Raw genomic sequence first — 16,466 nt, 5'->3', positions numbered from 1 at the left:
GCATGCTATAGGTCTTTTTTATTTATATATCGTACAACTCAAAGTGATTGAACTAAATCAAGTAGAAGTATCAAGCATCATAGCCATATCAACATGTGGAATACCACAATCTAAATACTCACTGCCCTGTACAGAAAAACCTAAACTTTCATAAAAATGAATTGCATGAACCTGAGCGGACAGTTTTAATAATGGACGTTGTTCAATTTTTGCCTGAAAAATAATCTGTTGCATCAGTATTCGACCAACGCTTTGACCACGATATTGGCTTAAAACTGCAACTCGACCCACACTGTGATTTAACAATAACCGTGCTGTTGCAATCGCCTTTTGCTCGTCATAAACCATGAAATGCAACGCGATTGCATCTTGATCATCCCATTCATCTTCTGCTGCAATACCTTGTTCTTCAATAAATACAGCTGTACGAATATGACGTGCATCTTGCTCTACAACAGCCCAATCTGCATGTTGAATATTTAATCCTTTCATGTACACATTTTTCCTCTGTATTTGCTAAACACTCTACAATTTCAAAAACAATAAATATGTGTAAAGCCGCCACAATTTTTAAATTAGTGTTAATTTAAGTACGAACTACATCATACTTTTACATAGACCTAACTCAAAATATGAAATTTAAAACATTAAAATATACATTCATCCTCAGCACTATCCTTAGCTCAGGAATTGCATCTGCACAGAAAGTTGATGAACCTCGTGCCATTGCGCTAAGTAATGCCATGATTCAAATGTTTGCGACTACACATCTAAACAAGCCAGATGCACAAATCAAAATGACCGCTTTAATCCAAAATGTATCTGAAGCAGATATTCGCAAAGAAAATCAACAGAGTTTATCTACCTTTGCTTCCCCAACAGCGAGTATGTTTGCAACTTTAGAAGAACAATTTGGCGTAAGTGATTTCAAAGTGATTAAACCTGCTTTTGAACATCAACTCAAAACGCAAAATTCTTTTTATCAAAGTTGTAAGATTTCAGGAAAAGTCGCTGAACAACAAAATGACTTACTTGTTCCTATTTTGTGTCAAATCCCCGATTTTGATATGAATACACTCAACATTCCTGAACGTAAAAGTAGCGAAAGTGATGCTCAGTTTATGGCTCGTTCAATTGATACGCTATCGACAAGTTTAGATAAAGCCCCTAAAAAAGCATTTCCAACGCATATTTTAATCCATCGTCAGGATCAACTTTATATCCCTGAAATGGATTCATCACAGTACTTTCCAGGCAGTATCACGCAACAGATTAGTGGTACACCTGAAGAAGAACTCGATACACAAATAGATGAAGAAGATGCCGCACCTTAAAGTCCAATAAATTTTCAATCTGAAAATCAAGGTAATGATCAACTTTAAAATTAATCATTACCTAAATACACGCTTAAACGATTAGCACTTACTACCAATACCCTGCTGATCCCACATATCGTTCAACAATAATTCAAGCGAATGTTGTTGAATACCATACATTTCTTTCAAAGCGTCAATCTGTGCTAAAACGTCTTGATCAGGCGTTGTATAGCCTTTACGCTTCGTTGCTAAAATCATTTTATTTTTACTTGTATGTTCGAGTGCCACAAATTCAAAGACCTTGGTATCGTAGCCGTAGGCTTTTAAAAATAATGCACGAATCGTATCAGTCAACATTTCTGCTTGCTGCCCCGCATGAATACCAAACTGTAACATTGGTTGAAATACAACAGGACTTTTGAGCTGTGGACGTAATTCTTTATGACAACACGGCGCACACATAATCATTTGGGCATTCAATCGAATACCTGTATGAATGGCAAAATCGGTGGCAACATCGCACGCATGTAAGGCAATCATTACATCAAGTTGTTCAGGTTCAAAGGTACGGACATCGCCCTGAAAAAACTCTAACTGCTTAAACTCAGACTGCTTTGCTACATCTTGGCAAAAGTTCACCATTTTCTCATTGAGTTCAACGCCTGTAACTAAAGGTTGTTGATGATTTTTTTGCAAATAATCATATAAAGCAAAAGTTAAATAACCTTTACCTGAACCAAAATCAACGACATGTAAGGGACGAGAATCCGTTGAAATTGCATCTACTGCACCTGCAAAAATTTCAACAAATTTATTAATCTGTTTCCATTTTCGTGCCATGCTCGGAATAATTTGTGCTTTCGCATCGGTAATACCTAATGGCTGTAAAAAGTAACTCTGTTGATCGACAAATCGATTTTTTGCACGATCATGTCCTTGTTGTTCATCGACTTTTTTCACTGTATTGTTTAGCTTAGTCATGCTCAATATGGCTTTCTTTTTATTCTTTTTCAGTTGATATTCTTGCTCATACGTCAGCAAGTTCGCTTGTTTACAGTGTGCAAGTAATTCACTCACTAAGGCTAATGCTTCTGTAAGTGAATAGTTTTTAGTCACATCCTGAGTCTTGTAACGATACAATACATTGAGCACCATATCATTTTGCAGAAGAATAGTACGAACAGTGATTTTCTCTAAATGCTCTAATTCTCCTTTGTATTGGCTTAGAATTAGACGATCAAAGCTTTTTGAATCAATTGCTTGCTGAAAGGCATCGAGCAATTGTTGTTCTTGAACTGAAAATAAAGCCACATCGGACATAACAAAAACCTAAAGGAGATATACCGTGATTTTAAAACGTCTTACCTAAAAGGTAAAATTACATTACTATACACATGTATTTTTAAGAAAATAAAAGCAATGAATACTTCAATCTCTCCCCTACAAACATATGATCCTGTTGAAGAACGTATCAATGGGCTCAGTCATGCCTTGGGTGCTATTCTTGCACTCATTGCGACTTGCTTTATGCTGATGAAGGGTAGTTATTTACCTGTATGGCAATATTTTGGGCTAATTGTTTATGGTCTAAGCATGATTTTGCTCTTTTCAAGTTCTGCTGTTTACCACTTTTGCCAAGATGAACAAAAACGAGCTTGGTATAAAAAACTAGATCATACCGCTATTTATTATTTAATTGCAGGCACCTATACACCTTTTCTAGCGATTGCTCTGCCAACAGCCAAAGCACATTACCTCCTGATTGCCTTGTGGGTCATTGCTGCAATTGGGACACTATTCAAGTTAATTTTCATTCATCGTTTTCAAAAGATTTCTCTCATTGCTTATTTGGTCATGGGTTGGCTCGCTGTGCTTGTAATTGATGATATGCAACGCTTTTTAAAACCAGATGCATTAAAATTATTAGTGATTGGTGGCTTAGCTTATACGATTGGTGCATTGTTTTATGCCCTAAAAAGAGTAAGATACACGCATGCAATTTGGCATATTTTTGTATTGATTGGGGCAGGATCACAATTCCTATCCATCTATCTTTACGTCATTTAATCCTTTGCCACTCAAAATTCAGTGACCCTGAATGTGTGAAATAGGATTGATCCCGTTGTTTTTTTAAGAAATTACGCCTTTTTTAAAAAGATTACGCTTGAGAACTATTTTTTACTTTTTCAAAGTGTAAGGTCTATCATGGCGTCATCAACATCTACAATTGAAGTTCCAACAAATTCAAAAGCTCGTGTACTTATGGCGAGTTTGGTTGGTACAACCATCGAATTCTTCGATTTCTATATCTATGCAACTGCTGCAGTGATTATTTTCCCGCATTTGTTCTTCCCTGCAAGTACCGATCCGACTACAGCAACAATTCAATCGCTTGCAACTTTTGCCATTGCCTTTATTGCTCGCCCAATTGGTGCAGCACTATTCGGGCATTTGGGTGACCGAATAGGACGAAAAGCAACGCTCGTGGCAGCATTACTGACCATGGGGATCTCGACTGTCTGTATTGGTCTACTCCCAACCTATCATCAAATTGGCATCGTTGCACCGTTGTTACTTGCGCTTTGTCGTTTAGGTCAAGGCTTAGGTTTAGGTGGTGAATGGAGCGGCGCTGTACTGCTTGCCACCGAGAATGCGCCTGAAGGTAAACGTGCTTGGTATGGTATGTTCCCTCAATTGGGTGCGCCAATTGGATTTATTTTGGCAACGGGCTCATTCCTCACTCTCGGTGCATTTATGTCTGAAGCAGACTTTATGCAATGGGGCTGGCGTATTCCGTTCCTTGCAAGTGCTGCCTTGGTGATTGTAGGTTTGTACATTCGTTTGCAATTGCATGAAACACCTGCATTCCAAAAAGTACTCGATAAACAAAAAGAAGTGAATATTCCGTTTAAAGAAGTTATGACCAAACATTGGGGCATGCTTATTTTAGGTACGATTGCTGCGATTTGTACTTTCGTGGTGTTTTATCTCACCACAGTTTTTGCACTGCAATGGGGTACAACGGAGCTAGGTTATACACGTGCTGAATTTCTTAAGCTTCAACTGCTAGCAACTCTATGTTTTGCTGCATTTATCCCACTTTCAGCAATTTTAGCTGAAAAATTTGGTCGTAAAACTACATCAATTGGTGTCTGTATTTTATCGGCATTGTTCGGTTTAGTATTTTCAAGCATGCTTGAGTCAGGTAGCACGCTTGTTGTATTCCTGTTCTTATGTACAGGTCTTGCGATTATGGGGCTGACCTATGGTCCAATTGGTACTGTATTGTCTGAAATTTTCCCAACTTCAGTACGTTATACCGGTTCTGCTTTGACCTTTAATCTTGCAGGTATTTTTGGTGCATCGTTTGCGCCATTGATTGCAACAAAATTGGCAACTACATACGGCTTGTATGCTGTCGGTTATTACCTCACTGCTGCCTCTATTCTTTCACTCCTTGCTTTCTTAGCGATTCGTGAAACTAAAAATGATGATGTGAATAATCAAATCTAAAGATGATTTACACATCTAAATGCTCATAAAAAAGCCAACAAATATGTTGGCTTTTTTATTGTAAAAACGAAGTGTAGCTAAATACGTTGAGAATCAAGCTATAACTTATTGTTCAAGCTCTAAGTCTGCCATCATCAAGTCATAAGTATCATTAAAAACTTCTCGATCACCACCTGCATTGTAAAAACTCGGAATAATAAAAGTCACTATTTCTTGTGTTTCTTGAGTGAAATATAGATGATTGACGAGTGCTTCTAAATCACCATCTGCAATACCACAAGCTTTGATCAAGTCTTCAAATTGTTGATAGAATTTCTTGGCAAAACTCTCTGCATTAACATCATCCGCCGCATGAAATTCATTCTCAAGTGACTTTAGACCTTCTTCCAATTGTGCTGATTGTGATTCAGACAGACCAAAAGGTATTCCAACTTCTTTATAAAATGTCATATTATTGCCCTCTATTGTTTTTATTTGCTTGCTTCAACACGCTTAAATAGACATATGTGAGGCATCGCACATTCTTTATTTTTAGAATATACACGGAAAAAAACAGATAGCCAACCCATTGATAAAAATAAATTTTATTATTTATTAAATGTTTATAATAAAACCATATCTGTTTAAAAAATATTCAAAATAAAAGCTGTGTGAAAATTATTTTTCATCAGTATTTACAGGTTTTTTCATTTTCTATACAGCTTGAGACTATTAAAACTCGACCTAAATTAATTCAATAATATCAATTGTTGGCGGTACACGAAAACGAAATGGTACACCGACCATTCCTGTACCCACACTCACAAACACATCAGCATTATCATGATGATACAAACCACGTTTGTGGCCAAGAATAGATACCTTTTTCATCACATAACTCGTCAACCAAGGTAGTTCAACCTGTCCACCATGCGTATGCCCCGAAAGCATTAATGGACGAGTGGGTAAATCAGGAACCATATCAACGGTATCAGGGTTATGTGACAAAATCAGCCAAGGTTTATCTTGCGGTAATTCTGGCATATAACGCATATCTGCTTTACCTGCCCACAAATCACCAACGCCTATTAAGCGAAATCCATCAAACTCAACAATCTTTCCTTCAATGTCCATGACATTGTTAATCTCTAAAGCATCTTTTAAAAGTTGCTGAATTGGTGGTCCAGGATATTGTTCATCATGATTACCATTGACCGAATAAACTGGAGCTTCAATTTGCTTTAATACTGCTAACTCTTCTGCAAGTTTATTTTCAGGCTCATAGGTCCAATCACCAGCAACGACAACAAAATCAGGTTGTTGTTGATTAATTTTGTGCACAATCTGTTTGAGTTGGCGTTCATGCCCTGAAAATAAACCGATATGTAAATCTGCAATAAGTGCAACACGAACAGGTTTAGGCAGTGGTTTTTTCTGTCCTAAATCATAATGCACATAATTGATCCGAATCATATGTGGTTCAATAAACCGTGCATAAATCAGTAAACTGCTCATCAAAAAAGCAAAAATACTTTCATGTAAAGAGAAGATTTTTATCCAACCTGCGTATAAACTAAAAAAGAACAACGGAAATAATAAATAAGACAGGTAAAATGCCAATAAATGGACAAATGATTTAAATGGATGAATTGTTTCTGTACGTGATTGACTGATCCAGGCTTGGGCAATGCCCCAAATCCCAACAACAGCAAAACACACGTAAAAGTAAAATTCGATTGAATCACTCATCCACATATTAAATCTCAACCTCTAGATTGATCTAATTGATTAATCTGCTCGATCATCACCATGATGATCTCAATTAGCTTAAACATTGAAGACATTATGACTCGAACGCATCAGATACAGGTTCAATTGCATCAATTGAATAACAAAAAAAATAGCATACATCGATCTTCAATATTGATGCTGACGAGCTGTATCTTGTTGAGTCTGTCCGCATGTAGTACCTTGCCCAAGCAAATAGCGCAACATGCAGAATATGCTAAAGATATAGACACATCAGAAACGACTCTTGCCCATATTATTACGCCATTAAAGCAACACAATCCTGAATTAACAGGCTATCATGTCCTCTATGATCCACTTGAAGCCATTGCAGCAAGAATACATCTAATTGATAAATCAGAAAAAACCTTAGATTTACAATACTACATTTGGGACAACGATAAAATCGGTTCATTGGCTTTATATAAAATTATTCAAGCTGCTGATCGTGGCGTTAAAGTTCGCCTGCTCATTGATGATAACAATGCTAAATCGATGGAAGCTATTTATTTGGCTTTAGATCAACATGCCAATATTGAAGTGAAACTCTTCAATCCTTATAGATTTCGCCGTCTACGCCCATTAGAGATGGTCATTGATCTCAAACGCATTAACCGCAGAATGCACAACAAAAGCTTTATTGCTGACAATCAGATTGCTTTAATTGGCGGTCGTAACATGAGTAATCATTATTATAATGTCAGTGAGAACTATCAATTTTCAGATGTAGATGCCATGTTGGTTGGCAAGTCTGTAGATGATATAAGCCATTCTTTCGATGAATATTGGAATGATAGCTATGCCTATCCTGTACGCCAAATTGTCAATCCTGCACAATATAGTTTGCGTTATGAGGGTTTAAAACAACAACTGACACAGCACTACGAAGATATTACCGTGCAAAATTATCTTGATTTAAGCAATCGCTCAAATGACTTTGATAATTGGCTAAGTACCCATGTACAACTCGATTGGGTCAAAGCAGAAGTAGTCAAAGACTCACCTGATAAAATTCGCTCTAAAGCTAAAAAAGAGCAACATATTAATTTCCAAATGATTAAACAATTGGAAAAACCCGAGACGAGTGTCGATATTATTTCCGCTTATTTTGTACCGCAAAAAAAAGGCGAAGAGCGTTTAACTGAACTATCAAAGGAAAATGTTCATGTTCGGGTATTAACCAATTCATTCAAAGCCAATGATGTTGCACTTGTCCATGCTTTTTATGCTAAATATAGAAAAAATTTACTGAAAAATGGTGTAGAACTTTATGAATTTCTCCCTGCTGTTTCAGATGAAGAACTGAAAAAAAGTAATGAAGAACTGTCAGAAAAAACTAAAATTAGTATGAAAGGATTAAGTCGCTCAAGTCTGCATGCTAAACTGATGGCAATTGATGAAAAACAAGTCTTTATTGGCTCATTTAATTTTGATCCACGCTCTGCAAACTTAAATACTGAAATTGGTGTGATTATTAACAGCCCACCGCTTGCCAAAGCCGTGCATCAAACAATGGACAATAATTTAAAAAAATATGCCTATAAATTGGTTTTAAACGCTGAACAGCAAATCAATTGGCAACGCCAAACTCCTCAAGGGATCGTGACACTCACTAAAGAACCAAAAATGAAATGGTGGCAAAAAGCTGGAGTCAAATTTATTTCTTGGCTACCAATTGAAGGTTATATGTAAAACTAACGGAACATGAAGTTCTAACCAATAAAAATGGCAATGAAAGCTCATTGCCATTTTCAATCTAATGTTAAAACTTATAAATCAATTACATCGTGACTGAATTTAAGCCTTTAATATTTCCTTTTGTAACTCTTCTAAACCCTCTTGCATCATCTTTTGAACTTTTTGCGTCAAACTTTCAACCGTATGACCTTCTACAGAAATAGCAGGAAATGTCTTCAAATGTGCAGTCACTTTTGGCATTTCAAGTACTGCTTGCACATGTGCTGCAAAACTAAGATCACCGACATAAGGTGTAATCGTATCGAGTTGACCATTTTTATTGACATAGCAAATCAAGCAGACTTGTACAGGTTTTTGCGCTTCAATGGCAGCACCTAAAATACGCCCATGCACTTTTTTAACTTTTGTTCCATCTGTTGTCGTTGCTTCAGGGAAAAATAATACGGGAATATCATGCTTCAAAAAATCTGTAATCTGTTCACGAATTCGAACTGAATCACCCGAACCACGCTGAATAAATAAAGTTCCACCACCTTTTGCCAACTTGCCCAACACAGGCCACTTTTCAATTTCAGCTTTTGCCAAAAAGAACACTCGTGCACCTGAACCAAGTACAGCGACATCTAGCCATGACACATGATTACTCACCCATAGGGCTGGCTCTCTTGGAATTTCACCATGTACTCGAACATCTAAATTAAAAACATCACATAAGCGACGACAAAAATACTGCACATAACGGGTATTTTTAGGATTATTTGGATCTTTATACAATTGATGGCGATATACCAAATAAAAACCTTCAGAGATCACGGCAGTGCCTGTCAGTAGTTTTTTACTGTATAAAAATGCACGAGAAACTAGATTCAATTGAGAGTTTTTTGACTTTACTGTGGTTTTTTCTTGAGTCATAAATATTCACTAAATGGAAAGATTGCTGAACGACTACACATTATTCTATACAGATCTCTGCGAAGTTGCATTGATCATAAAAACACAATTATGTTGTCAATTCATTTACACTAAGGTTTTATACCTGCGTGAGCAAAAATATCTGTGGAATCGGCGCTACAACATCAGGACACTGAACATACCCTTTTGGTCAGTATTTCCGTTCAAATTCTCGATGATCTCGATACTGAAGAATTTCGATTACTCGCAAAATCTGCTGGTGCAGACATTCTTGAACATATTCATGTTCAACGTGTTAAACCCGATCCTAAATATTTTATTGGCTCAGGAAAAGCGGAAGAAATTGCTGAACGTGTACAAGCATTAGAAATCGGTTTGGTGATTTTTGATCAAGCACTGACACCAAGTCAGGAGCGAAATTTATCTCGTGTTTTGAACTGCCGTGTTATCGATCGTACTCGTTTAATTTTAGATATTTTTGCACAACGTGCGCGTACTCATGAAGGAAAATTACAAGTTGAATTGGCACAACTTGATCATTTATCTTCACGTTTAGTCGGTTTAGGTGTATCACTCGATAGTCAAAAAGGTGGTATTGGTTTACGTGGACCAGGTGAAACTCAGCTTGAAACAGATCGCCGTTTGCTCCGCATACGTATTGGGCAACTCAAAGATAAACTTGAAAAAGTTCGTCAGACTCGTATTCAAGGACGTGCAGCAAGGCAAAAAGCAGCCATTCCAACGGTTTCTTTGGTCGGTTATACCAATGCAGGAAAATCTACACTATTCAATATCTTAGCAAAATCGGATGTTTATGCGGCGGATCAACTCTTTGCAACGCTTGACCCAACTTTACGCAGACTCACTTGGGATGGCATTGGCACATTGGTTTTAGCCGATACTGTTGGATTTGTTCGTAACTTAGCCCATGCCTTGGTTGAATCCTTTAAAGCCACTTTAGAAGAAACGCTAGAGGCAACGCTACTCTTACACGTGATTGATTCAAGCAGTCCTGATGTAGAAGAACAAATTGAAGCAGTTGAAAAAGTACTGAAAGAAATTGGCGCAGATATTCCGATTCTTCGTGTATATAACAAAATTGATCAATCAGGTGAAGATGCTAAAATCATTTATGCTAAACCGCATGTACCTGATCGTGTTTATGTTTCTGCACATTCATCGCAAGGATTAAATCTATTACGTCAAGCAGTACAAGAATGCTTAATGGGACAAATTCAAAGTTTTGATCTCGTACTTAAACCTGAATATGGCAAACTTAAAAACCAACTTTATACGTTAAATGTCATCCAATCTGAACAGTATAATGAACAGGGAGAATTACTTTTACGGGTCAATATTGCGCCACATAAACTTGAACAATTAATTCGTCAAGCACATCTTCCACTCCGTGAAATATTGGGTTCGAAAGCAAAAATGTTCGAAAAGTCATTGGAAGAATTTGAAATTAAGCGTTAAATAGGTTAGAACGTAAATGGTAGAATTTTACTCAAATAAGACAGCACATGGATCAGTTTAAAAATATCGATTGGCAAGCATGGATTGGCACACTTGCCCTTATCATCGTTGTACGTGAAAGTGCTGTGTGGATCATGACACAGTTCAGCCATCCTGAATTGGGCAATCTGGTTGGCTTACTCAGCCTACTCGGTGTTTTGCTTCTTTGGCGTAAATTCAAGAAAATTCCCGCTCGTCTTGTCGACACCAACAATAAACTGATGAAAGAAAGCGGCTTTGCTTTTCTTCCTGTTTGTGCAGGTTCATTATTAATGTTGGTTTCAATGGGCAAAGAAATTCCATTATTTTTATTGGTGATGTGTGTGAGTACACTGATTCCATTGTGGATTTACGCAAAAATGGCAAAAAAGTGGCTTTAGGAGCTTCATTATGTTCTCTGTACTCATCGGTTTCCTAATCACCTTTATTGCATATATTGCAGCAAAACCTGTCAATAAGCGCTTTCCACAAATCCCTTTATTGGTCATTGGCATGTTCTTTGTCATTGCACAATTGTTAATCTTTAAAATTCCATACGAAAAATATAATGCTCAAATGAATGGGCTTTTTAGTCATTTGCTAGGTTACGTTACTGTTGCACTTGCCATTCCATTGGCTTCAATGCGTTATGATGACCTACCCTTTAAATCAATTGTCGGCATTTTAGTATTTGCAAGTCTTAGTGCTGTGGCTTTACCTATGAGTTTGGCTTATCTACTGCATATGTCTGAACCAACCATTATGGCTTTTGCTACACGAGCGGTAACGACCCCAATTGCCATTAATATCGCAACGCTGTTGCACTCACCAGTCACATTGGTCATTTTAATTGTAATTTTATCTGGTGTGATTGGTGCAGCATTTTCATCCATTATTTTACGTAATATAAATGATGAACGTGCATCAGGTTTAGCCTTAGGGCTTGCGGCACATGCTATTGGCACAGCACAAGCTTGGCAACGAGGTGCTGTTGCAGGTCGTTATGCAGCCTTTGGTATGGCGGTAAATGCTGTATTTACTGCAATCTGGCTTCCGACATTTATGCACTTTATAAAATAACTGTGATTTAGTTAACATTTCACATGATTGCATCGGGTAATTTTTCATCTTAATATAGAGCTTATACTCTCACTCCTCCCAAGACAGGAACTTAAGTATGCAATGCAAGACCTTACTATCTGCACTCTTATTGACCGTTTTTACTGCAACCGCTGCCATAGCACAGGACATTACGGGTACATGGAAAAGCATTGATGACAAAACTGGATCATCAAAAGCTATTTTAACAATTCATCAGGAAAAGAATGGCACTTATACAGGTAAGGTCGTCAAAATTACTCCACGCCCAGGTTATACACCGCGTGAAACGTGTATTGACTGCCCTGCACCGTATACCAACAAACCTATTCTTGGACTTGAAGTTCTTAAAGACCTTAAAAAATTGAATTCGGAAGAATATGCAAATGGTCGTATTCTTGATCCATTGACAGGCAAAACCTATTCTGTAAAAGCAAAACTCAGTAGTAATGGTAAACGTTTACAACTTCGCGGTTATGTCGGTGTGTCTGCACTTGAGCGTAGCCAAACTTGGATTCGTGAAAACTAAAACTCGTTTTCACCTGACAGCATTATAAAAAAAATTAAAATACCCCCCAAATATAACAAGGATAAATAACGATGAAAAAAGGATTTTTCTGCTGTCTATTACTTAGCTTCGCAAGCTATACCTCTGCTGCCGATATTGCAGGGGTATGGCGAACGATTGATGATAAAACTGGCTATGTACGAGCGCATATCAAAATTACTAAATCGGATAATGGTGTTTATACAGGAACCATTATTCAAGACTTTCCTGCACCAGGTGAAACGCCATTATTGCAATGCAACAATTGTCCTGCACCTTATACGAATAAACCCCTCATTGGCTTAGATATTCTTAAGAATTTAAAAGCAGACCCAAAACATCCAAATCTTTATATAGGCGGTTCAGTTTTAGATCCTCGGGTTGGAAAAATTTATCATGGTAAAGCAAAGCTCAATGCGAATGGTAATAAAATGACACTGCGAGGCTATATCGGTATTTCGATTGCTGGGCGCAGTCAAACATGGATTCGTCAAGAATAATCAAAAGGACTGATCTGACCTTTTGTCGGATCAGTTTTTTTATTTTATCCTTGATTTTGGTCTTACAGATGTAAGCAACCTAGTTAATTAACAAAATATTCAATAATTTACAAATACTTATAAAATAAAATCTAAAATTTTCTCCAATATTATTCCCTCTATACTTGATTAATTCATATTTTCACAATAAATGAAATCACACAAATAATCTATTATGTGATTTATTTTACCTTTTTAATGAACTATAGTGCTTCAATTATTAATACTATATTTTCAATAACAAGAGACTAACTATGGAGACCTATTTCATAAAGGATCCAAATCTCATTGAAATACTTCTTTAATTAAAAATAATTGAGTGACCTAATGATGAAAAATATAATACTGAACAACAAAATAATAGCCATAATTTTTACATTACTCATATGTGGTAGTCAGATGGGTTTCGCAGAAGATATCTCAGGACTATGGCAAAGTATTGATGATAAAACAGGTAATGTGAAAACGACTGTTGAAATTCGATCTGATGCTCAAGGTATTTACAGCGGTACAATTAAATCCATTAGCCCTCGTGTTGGCTCTAAACTACAAGAAACATGTGTAAGTTGCCCTGCACCTTATACCAATCAACGCTTGGTTGGCTTAAAAACCATTACAGGACTTAAGCATGTGTCTGGCAATGATTATGCTGAAGGTCAAATTTTTGACCCAATTTCAGGTAAACAAGCGAGTTTAAAAGTAAAACTCAGTGCTAGCGGTAACCGATTAAATTTACAAGGTTTTTCAAATAATATAGCAGGTCGAACTCAAGCATGGATTCGTGTGAAATAGTGTTTAATTCTAGATTCTATTTACTTGATATTATCGATTCATGCTTCATCCATCTAAATTTAAAACAGACAAATGAAGCTTGATTAAATTAACTGAATATTACGGGTTAGGTTTTAAATAGCTTAGACCTGTAATTTTCAGCTGAATATCCGCTTTAGCAGGAATCGCAAGAGCAAAATTATTTTGCAATGAATTGGCAAAATTACCCGAATAAATTTTTGCACCCTGATGGGTCAAATTCGATTGACAATCAATATAAATTTTACCCCCCATATTTTCCCACAAACGACAAAAACCATAATCTTCAGATAAATAGCGGTTTGTTTCAGGGTCAACCATGACATCAAAGAAACGGTAATGTAAGCCTTTGTTTTCCACACCATGCGAATCTGAAACATACTGTAATTCGGGATAGTGTTGCATCATTTTTTCAAAAACGGAACGTTTAATGACCATAAACCCTGTGGGTGCTTCAGCCATTTCCAAAAAACCATCTTCTTGAATATCAAGTTGAAAAAAATCTGCTCCTGCAGGTACACGAGCATTGACCGTATATTTTTGATATAACGCTTTAAATTCAGCATAGGTCATATCTTTTGGTAAGCCATCTACTGGCCATTCTTCAGTTTTCAGCGGATAAACCCCCGCTACAATTTCATAGTCCGCTTGAAGTAAACGCAGTGCTGCCTCAGGACTAAAGCCAATGTCTGAATCAATCCAGAAAAGATGAGTCCATTCAGGATTCTGTAGAAAGGATGCAACACAGTTATTACGTGCACGAGTGATGAGACTTTCACCTTGCATCAGCAAATATTGTGTAGGCATTCCAATGTGAAGCGCTGTATTTTGAAAATTCAACAAAGAATTCACATAGTTATGAAAATATTTTCCATCATGACTTGGGGTAACAATAAGTGGATAAATCGTTGTTAATTGTTCAATAGAAAGCATTTTCTTTATTCCATCTTTTACAGCAAAATTGCTTTTTTCTTCTCGTCTAACATAACAATTTTTATATTAAAATTCTGAATTTTCAACATATATTCACTACTTTATTTCATTCTATTTTCTCACTAAATTTTTAAATCAAGTTAAATAAAAACTAAATATTAATTTTTAATGCACCATATTGAATTCATAGTTAAATAATACTTAATAATAAATTTTAAAAAATCATAATTATTTTTTTAATTAAAAAATTAATATACAGCATTTTATCGGATTAAAAATAATGTGATTTATTTATCTTTTTCAATAAAATAAAGTAACACATGATTCAAAAATATCGCAATAAACTAGCAATTCAATAATGATCTTAAATATTTATTTATAGCCATTATTCATAAAGTTTGATTAAAACAAATGAGTAAAATAATATGAAAAACAACTTTAAATTACTTTCTCTTGGCCTATTATTGGGTTTTAGTATATTAACTTCAGCGCAAGATATTACAGGTCTTTGGCAAAGTATCGATGATAAAACAAGTGAAGTGAAAACCATTATCGAAATCAGCCCCAATGATCAAGGGATTTATACTGGAACTATTAAAACCATTACACCTCGTGTTGGTTATCAACCTAAAGAGCTTTGCTATAAATGCCCTCCTCCTTATACCAATCAACCGATTTTAGGACTGAAAACCTTTACAGGGCTTAAACTTGCTAAAAACAATGAATATGCTGATGGCAAAGTCATCGATCCACTCACAGGTAAAATATATAACTTAAAAGATAAACTGAATACCAATGGAAATCGTTTAAATTTAAGTGGTTACGTCGGCGTTTCAACCATTGGACGTAGCCAAACTTGGTTACGAGTAAAGTAACTATCACTTTCAAATGATTGTTCAACTATTTGTATTATTTATTGAGTTTTTAATTTACGTATTCATAAAAAAAGCCACTGAAGTGGCTTTTTTTACTGACTTAAAATCGAGTAGTTACATTGCAGGATTATCAACGGCGAAAGACTTTTTATCTTCAAGACGATAGGCAATTAGTTGATGTCCCCAAACTGCCCCACCATCGACATTTTGAATACATTCATTAATGGTTTTGCCCTGTAATGCAGCCCAATGTCCAAAAACAATTTGATGGGTTTTTGCGGCTTTTGAGTCAAACTCAAACCATGGCTGAAAACCTTCAGGCATTGATTCATCAAGTGAATCTTTAAAACTAAATTCTAAACGCCCTTCTGCATCAGTCAAACGCATACGAGTTAAGTAGTTAGTAATACAGCGTAAACGGGCATTGCCTGTCAGCTCATCCGACCATAGGTTGGGTTCAGAACCATACATTTCTTTGAGAAAGGTATCCATGACAGTAAAATCATCATCAGACAAGACCACCTCAACTTCTTTGGCTAAAGTTGCGGCTTGCTCTGCTGTCCAAATAGATGGAATTCCTGCATGCGTTAAAATTGTATGTTCATTTGGAAATAGACATAAAGGTTGTTTGCGTAACCAATCGATCAGATCATCACTCTCTAGAGCATGAATCACATCATCAATTTTATCTTTGTCTTTCAAAACTTTAATGCCACGTGCGACAGCCAATAAATTGAGATCATGGTTACCCAAAACCGTTGCAGCGACACCACGATCCACTAATTTTTTAATAAAGCGTAATGCACCAATTGAGTTTTCACCCCGTGCGACTAAATCACCTGCAAACCAAATAAAATCTTGATCTGCATCAAATTGAATCTCTTTGAGTAATGCTTTTAGCGCTTCAAAACAGCCCTGCACATCACCAATGACATAATTATATCGAATTTTGTCGCACGCCATT

Annotated in this window: 18 protein-coding genes; 11 read left to right on the top strand and 7 right to left on the bottom strand. The window is 36.4% G+C overall.

Going from position 1 to position 16,466, the window contains the following annotated elements; all coding sequences use genetic code 11:
- Positions 1-57 precede the first annotated feature (57 nt).
- Positions 58-492, bottom strand: a complete 435-nt coding sequence (locus tag ACK1JC_RS06880; protein ID WP_409511123.1) for a GNAT family N-acetyltransferase — start codon at positions 490-492, stop codon at positions 58-60.
- 140 nt (positions 493-632) lie between these two features.
- Between ACK1JC_RS06880 and ACK1JC_RS06875 the strand changes: the two genes are divergently transcribed.
- Positions 633-1,334, top strand: coding sequence for a hypothetical protein (locus ACK1JC_RS06875; protein ID WP_409511122.1), 702 nt, complete (start codon positions 633-635; stop codon positions 1,332-1,334).
- An 81-nt stretch (positions 1,335-1,415) separates the two neighbouring features.
- Here ACK1JC_RS06875 and ACK1JC_RS06870 read toward each other — a convergent pair whose 3' ends face one another.
- Positions 1,416-2,636, bottom strand: a complete 1,221-nt coding sequence (locus tag ACK1JC_RS06870) for a class I SAM-dependent methyltransferase (RefSeq protein ID WP_409511121.1) — start codon at positions 2,634-2,636, stop codon at positions 1,416-1,418.
- A 99-nt stretch (positions 2,637-2,735) separates the two neighbouring features.
- Here ACK1JC_RS06870 and trhA point away from each other — a divergent pair, with 99 nt between their 5' ends.
- Together trhA and ACK1JC_RS06860 are read left to right on the top strand one after the other, a co-directional pair.
- Positions 2,736-3,383, top strand: a complete 648-nt coding sequence (gene trhA, locus ACK1JC_RS06865) for a PAQR family membrane homeostasis protein TrhA (protein ID WP_409511120.1) — start codon at positions 2,736-2,738, stop codon at positions 3,381-3,383.
- Between the two features lie 138 nt (positions 3,384-3,521).
- Entirely contained in the window at positions 3,522-4,829 is a 1,308-nt protein-coding gene (locus tag ACK1JC_RS06860) for an MFS transporter (RefSeq protein WP_409511119.1), read from the top strand.
- A 105-nt stretch (positions 4,830-4,934) separates the two neighbouring features.
- Here ACK1JC_RS06860 and ACK1JC_RS06855 read toward each other — a convergent pair whose 3' ends face one another.
- The gene (locus ACK1JC_RS06855; protein WP_409511118.1) at positions 4,935-5,279 is read right to left on the bottom strand and encodes a hypothetical protein; all 345 of its coding nucleotides are present in this window, start codon (positions 5,277-5,279) and stop codon (positions 4,935-4,937) included.
- A gap of 273 nt (positions 5,280-5,552) precedes the next feature.
- A complete protein-coding gene (locus ACK1JC_RS06850; RefSeq protein ID WP_409511117.1) occupies positions 5,553-6,563 on the bottom strand; it encodes a metallophosphoesterase in 1,011 nt (336 codons plus the stop codon).
- Between the two features lie 90 nt (positions 6,564-6,653).
- On the opposite strand from ACK1JC_RS06850, the gene ACK1JC_RS06845 reads away from it, so the two are divergent.
- Positions 6,654-8,288: a phospholipase D family protein gene (locus tag ACK1JC_RS06845; protein ID WP_409511216.1), complete on the top strand. Its 1,635-nt coding sequence runs from the start codon at positions 6,654-6,656 to the stop codon at positions 8,286-8,288.
- A 105-nt stretch (positions 8,289-8,393) separates the two neighbouring features.
- On the opposite strand, the gene ACK1JC_RS06840 is transcribed toward ACK1JC_RS06845, so the two are convergent.
- Positions 8,394-9,206: a lysophospholipid acyltransferase family protein gene (locus tag ACK1JC_RS06840; protein ID WP_409511116.1), complete on the bottom strand. Its 813-nt coding sequence runs from the start codon at positions 9,204-9,206 to the stop codon at positions 8,394-8,396.
- A gap of 144 nt (positions 9,207-9,350) precedes the next feature.
- On the opposite strand from ACK1JC_RS06840, the gene hflX reads away from it, so the two are divergent.
- From hflX to ACK1JC_RS06810, 6 genes are all read left to right on the top strand, one after another.
- Positions 9,351-10,682 (top strand): ribosome rescue GTPase HflX, encoded by a 1,332-nt coding sequence (hflX, locus tag ACK1JC_RS06835; RefSeq protein WP_409511115.1) that lies wholly within the window; start codon positions 9,351-9,353, stop codon positions 10,680-10,682.
- A 47-nt stretch (positions 10,683-10,729) separates the two neighbouring features.
- On the top strand, positions 10,730-11,101 hold the full coding sequence (locus tag ACK1JC_RS06830; protein ID WP_409511114.1) for a hypothetical protein: 372 nt from the start codon (positions 10,730-10,732) through the stop codon (positions 11,099-11,101).
- Between the two features lie 10 nt (positions 11,102-11,111).
- Entirely contained in the window at positions 11,112-11,780 is a 669-nt protein-coding gene (locus ACK1JC_RS06825; protein ID WP_409511113.1) for an LrgB family protein, read from the top strand.
- Between the two features lie 97 nt (positions 11,781-11,877).
- Entirely contained in the window at positions 11,878-12,327 is a 450-nt protein-coding gene (locus tag ACK1JC_RS06820) for a DUF2147 domain-containing protein (RefSeq protein ID WP_409511112.1), read from the top strand.
- A gap of 71 nt (positions 12,328-12,398) precedes the next feature.
- Positions 12,399-12,845, top strand: coding sequence for a DUF2147 domain-containing protein (locus ACK1JC_RS06815; protein ID WP_409511111.1), 447 nt, complete (start codon positions 12,399-12,401; stop codon positions 12,843-12,845).
- A gap of 438 nt (positions 12,846-13,283) precedes the next feature.
- Positions 13,284-13,676 carry a DUF2147 domain-containing protein gene (locus ACK1JC_RS06810; RefSeq protein WP_409511110.1) on the top strand — a complete coding sequence of 131 codons (393 nt, stop codon included), beginning with the start codon at positions 13,284-13,286 and terminating at the stop codon, positions 13,674-13,676.
- A gap of 99 nt (positions 13,677-13,775) precedes the next feature.
- Here the strand turns inward: ACK1JC_RS06810 and ACK1JC_RS06805 are convergent, their stop codons facing one another.
- Positions 13,776-14,627, bottom strand: a complete 852-nt coding sequence (locus ACK1JC_RS06805; protein ID WP_409511109.1) for a hypothetical protein — start codon at positions 14,625-14,627, stop codon at positions 13,776-13,778.
- A 425-nt stretch (positions 14,628-15,052) separates the two neighbouring features.
- Here ACK1JC_RS06805 and ACK1JC_RS06800 point away from each other — a divergent pair, with 425 nt between their 5' ends.
- The gene (locus ACK1JC_RS06800) at positions 15,053-15,502 is read left to right on the top strand and encodes a DUF2147 domain-containing protein (protein WP_409511108.1); all 450 of its coding nucleotides are present in this window, start codon (positions 15,053-15,055) and stop codon (positions 15,500-15,502) included.
- Positions 15,503-15,616: 114 nt separating this feature from the next.
- On the opposite strand, the gene ACK1JC_RS06795 is transcribed toward ACK1JC_RS06800, so the two are convergent.
- The gene (locus ACK1JC_RS06795) at positions 15,617-16,465 is read right to left on the bottom strand and encodes a symmetrical bis(5'-nucleosyl)-tetraphosphatase (protein WP_409511107.1); all 849 of its coding nucleotides are present in this window, start codon (positions 16,463-16,465) and stop codon (positions 15,617-15,619) included.
- Position 16,466 lies beyond the last annotated feature (1 nt).

Origin of the sequence: Acinetobacter sp. TY2 (assembly GCF_046269225.1) — a bacterium.
Lineage (GTDB): Bacteria > Pseudomonadota > Gammaproteobacteria > Pseudomonadales > Moraxellaceae > Acinetobacter.
The sequence above is the reverse complement of the archived record's forward strand: the minus strand, read 5'-3'. Positions and strand labels throughout refer to the sequence as shown.

Bases quoted from the DNA above. Each gene is read 5' to 3' on its own strand.
- ACK1JC_RS06820 (WP_409511112.1), top strand. From the start codon at position 11,878: ATGCAATGCAAGACCTTACTATCTGCACTCTTATTGACCGTTTTTACT.
- ACK1JC_RS06880 (WP_409511123.1), bottom strand. From the start codon at position 492: ATGAAAGGATTAAATATTCAACATGCAGATTGGGCTGTTGTAGAGCAA.
- ACK1JC_RS06845 (WP_409511216.1), top strand. From the start codon at position 6,654: ATGACTCGAACGCATCAGATACAGGTTCAATTGCATCAATTGAATAAC.
- ACK1JC_RS06855 (WP_409511118.1), bottom strand. From the start codon at position 5,279: ATGACATTTTATAAAGAAGTTGGAATACCTTTTGGTCTGTCTGAATCA.
- ACK1JC_RS06800 (WP_409511108.1), top strand. From the start codon at position 15,053: ATGAAAAACAACTTTAAATTACTTTCTCTTGGCCTATTATTGGGTTTT.
- ACK1JC_RS06825 (WP_409511113.1), top strand. From the start codon at position 11,112: ATGTTCTCTGTACTCATCGGTTTCCTAATCACCTTTATTGCATATATT.
- ACK1JC_RS06830 (WP_409511114.1), top strand. From the start codon at position 10,730: ATGGATCAGTTTAAAAATATCGATTGGCAAGCATGGATTGGCACACTT.
- trhA (WP_409511120.1), top strand. From the start codon at position 2,736: ATGAATACTTCAATCTCTCCCCTACAAACATATGATCCTGTTGAAGAA.
- ACK1JC_RS06840 (WP_409511116.1), bottom strand. From the start codon at position 9,206: ATGACTCAAGAAAAAACCACAGTAAAGTCAAAAAACTCTCAATTGAAT.
- ACK1JC_RS06795 (WP_409511107.1), bottom strand. From the start codon at position 16,465: ATGGCGTGCGACAAAATTCGATATAATTATGTCATTGGTGATGTGCAG.
- ACK1JC_RS06815 (WP_409511111.1), top strand. From the start codon at position 12,399: ATGAAAAAAGGATTTTTCTGCTGTCTATTACTTAGCTTCGCAAGCTAT.
- ACK1JC_RS06870 (WP_409511121.1), bottom strand. From the start codon at position 2,636: ATGTCCGATGTGGCTTTATTTTCAGTTCAAGAACAACAATTGCTCGAT.
- ACK1JC_RS06810 (WP_409511110.1), top strand. From the start codon at position 13,284: ATGGGTTTCGCAGAAGATATCTCAGGACTATGGCAAAGTATTGATGAT.
- ACK1JC_RS06805 (WP_409511109.1), bottom strand. From the start codon at position 14,627: ATGCTTTCTATTGAACAATTAACAACGATTTATCCACTTATTGTTACC.
- ACK1JC_RS06850 (WP_409511117.1), bottom strand. From the start codon at position 6,563: ATGTGGATGAGTGATTCAATCGAATTTTACTTTTACGTGTGTTTTGCT.
- ACK1JC_RS06860 (WP_409511119.1), top strand. From the start codon at position 3,522: ATGGCGTCATCAACATCTACAATTGAAGTTCCAACAAATTCAAAAGCT.
- ACK1JC_RS06875 (WP_409511122.1), top strand. From the start codon at position 633: ATGAAATTTAAAACATTAAAATATACATTCATCCTCAGCACTATCCTT.